Source organism: Noviherbaspirillum sp. (assembly GCF_035944575.1).
Classification (GTDB): Bacteria; Pseudomonadota; Gammaproteobacteria; order Burkholderiales; family Burkholderiaceae_D; genus Noviherbaspirillum.
In genome coordinates, this window is record NZ_DASZBA010000022.1 from 1 (window position 1) to 3,460 (window position 3,460).

Here is a 3,460-nt window from a genome sequence, read left to right on the forward strand (position 1 = left end):
TGACTGCCGCCGGATATCCGGTTTCGAACAAGTTACCAAAAACCTACCGTAACCCGCCACCGGAAGCGGCGGCGCCTGCAGAGAAACCGCTCGCAAAATCAAACGATCAGACGAGTAGCCAGGCGACGCAAGTCCGGTCGAGCGATACGGCGTTGCCACCACCGGCCGGCAACGCGCCGCCGGGATTCAGATTCTGACGATGCCCGCAGTATCTGCTCCACCTGATGACCCTAAGTCGCAACACACCGAAAGAAGCGGCTTGCAAGCGATGACCCGCATTGATTTTCATAGCAACGTTCCCGACAAACTCGCCTATGCCTGCCGGCTTGCACGCAAGGCCCGCGCGGCGAATTTTCGCATTGTGATTTTGACAAAGGACAGGACGGATCTTGCCGCCCTCGACCAGGCACTCTGGACATTTTCCGAACTGGATTTCCTGCCTCACGTCCCGGTCGATGATCCGCAGGCTTCCGTGACGCCAATCATTTTGACCGACAACGATCACGACGAACTGCCTCATCACGAGATCCTGATCAACCTGTCTGCCGGCACACCCGCGCATTTCGCCCGCTTCGAGCGCATGTTTGAAATCATCGGTGCCGACGATATCGACAAGAACGCCGGGCGGGAGCGCTATCGTTTCTATCAGCAACGCGGCTATCCCCTTACCCATTTTGTCGCTGAAAAAGCATGAATAATTCAACGCCGGACGCCGGCATTCCGGTTCTGACCGAAATCATTTCCCCACCATTATCATCTTCCGTTGCATCCCCGGCGCCGTTGCAGCCGGACAATGCCGCTCGAACAGAGCCGCCAGTCGTGGAACCGGCGCCGCATGTGATCATGTCTTCCGAGGAGTTGAAGAACGACTTGGATACCAAGGAGAGATGGGAACAACTGGAAACGGAATTGCGGGAGCGCGTACTGCAGCAAGTGCTGGACCGCATCGATTTCGTGCTGGAGCAAAGAGTTCGGGACAGTTTGGCCGACGTTTTACAAACCGCTGTGGCGGAGCTCGCGTCGGAAATCAGGACCGGCCTGCACCATACACTGAAAGAAGTTGTGACAAGAGCCGTTTCGCAAGAGCTGATAAAAGCCCAGTCTTCAAAAAAATAAAATTAATTTGAATAATTTTGTTTTTTAAACGTTTTTCCCTATTCTTCCCTACCAAATAAAAATTTCTCCCGCCTCATTGAATACATAAACAAGCGTTAACTTTCTACAATTCCGGTATCAACTTACGGAGCTGCTCATGAAAGTCATCGTATTGGGTTCAGGCATCATTGGTACCGCATCCGCCTGGTTTTTGAATAAATCCGGCCATGATGTTACTGTCATCGAACGCCAGCCAGGCGTGGCACAAGAAACCAGTTTTGCCAATGGATGCCAGATTTCCGTCTCGCATGCCGAACCATGGGCCAATCCCGCAGCCCCGATGAAAGTGTTGAAGTGGCTGGGGAAGGAAGACGCACCGCTGCTGTATCGCTTCCGACCCGAATGGCTGCAATGGCGTTGGGGCCTGAATTTCCTGCGCGAATGCACACCGGCACGCACAGCCGACAATATCCGCCAGATCGTGGCCATCTCCGAATACAGCCGCCAGACGCTGCAGGCCGTTCGCGCCGAAACAGGCGTCGACTACGATCACCTGACCAAGGGCATTCTGCACTTCTATACTGAACAAAAGGAATTCGACGAGTCGTTGCCGGCTGCCAAGCTCATGCGCGATCTTGGCTGCCCACGCGATTCGATTAGCGCCGATGAAGTGGTGAGAATCGAGCCGGCACTGGCACGCATCCGCGACAAGATCGTCGGCGGCGACTTTACCGCCACCGATGAATCCGGCGATGTCTACAAGTTCACTACCGGTCTCGCGAGCAAGGCCGCGAGCGCAGGTGTCGATTTCCGCTTCAACACGACCATTACCCGCTTGATCACCGAAGGCACAGGCGCATCGGCCAAGATTACCGGCGTGGAAGTCATCACACCGGATGGCCGCCATCAGGTCCTGCGCGCCGATGCATTCGTCATGGCAATGGGCAGCTTTTCGGTTCCACTTCTCAAGCCGCTCGGCATCGACCTCATGATCTATCCGGGCAAAGGGTATTCCGCGACTTACGACATCATCGACCCGGCAGCCGCACCGACGGTGTCGCTGACCGACGACGGTCACAAACTGGTGGTCTCGCGCCTCGGCAACCGTCTCCGGGTCGCCGGTACTTGCGAGTTGAACGGTTATACCCGGGAACTCAACACTACCCGTTGCGAGGCGATCACACGCCGCACCCGCGAACTGTTTCCGAATGCGTGCAATTACGACAATCCGGTCTACTGGACAGGATTGCGGCCGCTTACGCCGTCGAATGTTCCCTACATCGGCAAGACCCGTTTCAGCAACCTGTTCCTGAACACCGGACATGGCACGCTGGGCTGGACCATGGGTTGCGGATCAGGCCGTGCAATCGCCGATATCGTTTCCGGCCGCCTGCCGGAAGTCGATTTCGCCTTTACCGGCATGCCTCGTCGCCCTGCGAGCCAACTCGCCACCTCGCGTCCGCTGCAGGCCTGATCTTCCCTTTTCAGGCTTCACAAAATGAAGCGCCTCGATGGATCGTGTCATCCATCGAGGCGCTTTTGCGTTATAGGGAGGCGACTGCTACTTTGCGACGCGCACTTGCAATTCCGGCACCTTCTCGTCGAAGGCAATGCGGGTCGCAAATTTGGCCCGCTTCATTGGAAACCGGGATTGGAAATGGCGGACGTTTCCCGAACCGGAAATGACGCGCCGTACAAACTGGTAGTAGGCGTCCATGTCGATCACATGGACAACCAGGAAGTAATCATAGTCGCCTGAGACAAAGTAGCACTGCAGCACTTCGGCTTCCTTGCCCATGCGGGCTTCGAATTCCTGCATGTGGTCGTCCGACTGATTGTTGAGCGAGACCTCGAGGAATGCCAGCATGCCGTAGCCGAGTGCAAAGGGATCGACCATGGCGACGTCTGCCGCGATGATGCCCGCCTGGCGCAAATCGCGGATACGGCGAAGGCAGGTCGGCTGAGAGATGTGGACTTTTTCAGCCAGGATGCGTGTGGGGATCTGGTTATCTTTCTGCAGCAGGTTCAACAGCTTGCGGTCGACTTTGTCCAGCGTGTGAAATTTCGGCATATGGAAATCGGTGAATGTTGAAAGAACTGCAGAAAAAATTTGTTCGAACGGTTTGTAGTGTTGTACCGTCAGCCTGTTCTGAAGCAGGAATGGGTTAGGGCGTTCTAGTGTTGCAGTAAGCTTGTAATTTTTCAATCCTCAGGAGGCTATTTTATGCAGTTCAAGACAAAAATGATTCCATTGGCAGGCGCGATTGCATTTGCACTGGCAGGTGCCGCATCGGCACAGGAACAGGTCGTGCGCATCGGCCACGTCGGCCCGATCTCCGGCTCGATCGCCCACCTGGGCAAGGAC

At 55.7% G+C, this 3,460-nt stretch carries 4 protein-coding genes and 2 pseudogenes; 5 read left to right on the forward strand and 1 reads right to left on the reverse strand.

The window, feature by feature from the left end; translation table 11 throughout:
* The 4 genes and pseudogenes from VGU61_RS01265 to VGU61_RS01280 form a co-directional block, all read left to right on the forward strand.
* Window positions 1–197, forward strand: a pseudogene (locus VGU61_RS01265) (glutaredoxin family protein); the annotation flags it as partial.
* Window positions 198–268: 71 nt separating this feature from the next.
* Window positions 269–694, forward strand: coding sequence for a DNA polymerase III subunit chi (locus VGU61_RS01270; protein WP_326857285.1), 426 nt, complete (start codon window positions 269–271; stop codon window positions 692–694).
* Window positions 691–1,116, forward strand: coding sequence for a hypothetical protein (locus tag VGU61_RS01275; protein WP_326857282.1), 426 nt, complete (start codon window positions 691–693; stop codon window positions 1,114–1,116). Before VGU61_RS01270 ends, VGU61_RS01275 begins: the two co-directional genes overlap by 4 nt.
* Window positions 1,117–1,252: 136 nt before the next feature.
* Complete coding sequence (locus VGU61_RS01280; protein WP_326857283.1) at window positions 1,253–2,569, forward strand: D-amino acid dehydrogenase; 1,317 nt, start codon at window positions 1,253–1,255, stop codon at window positions 2,567–2,569.
* Between the two features lie 87 nt (window positions 2,570–2,656).
* On the opposite strand, the gene VGU61_RS01285 is transcribed toward VGU61_RS01280, so the two are convergent.
* Complete coding sequence (locus tag VGU61_RS01285; protein ID WP_326857284.1) at window positions 2,657–3,166, reverse strand: Lrp/AsnC family transcriptional regulator; 510 nt, start codon at window positions 3,164–3,166, stop codon at window positions 2,657–2,659.
* A gap of 153 nt (window positions 3,167–3,319) precedes the next feature.
* On the opposite strand from VGU61_RS01285, the pseudogene VGU61_RS01290 reads away from it, so the two are divergent.
* A pseudogene (locus VGU61_RS01290) lies at window positions 3,320–3,460 on the forward strand (branched-chain amino acid ABC transporter substrate-binding protein); the annotation flags it as partial.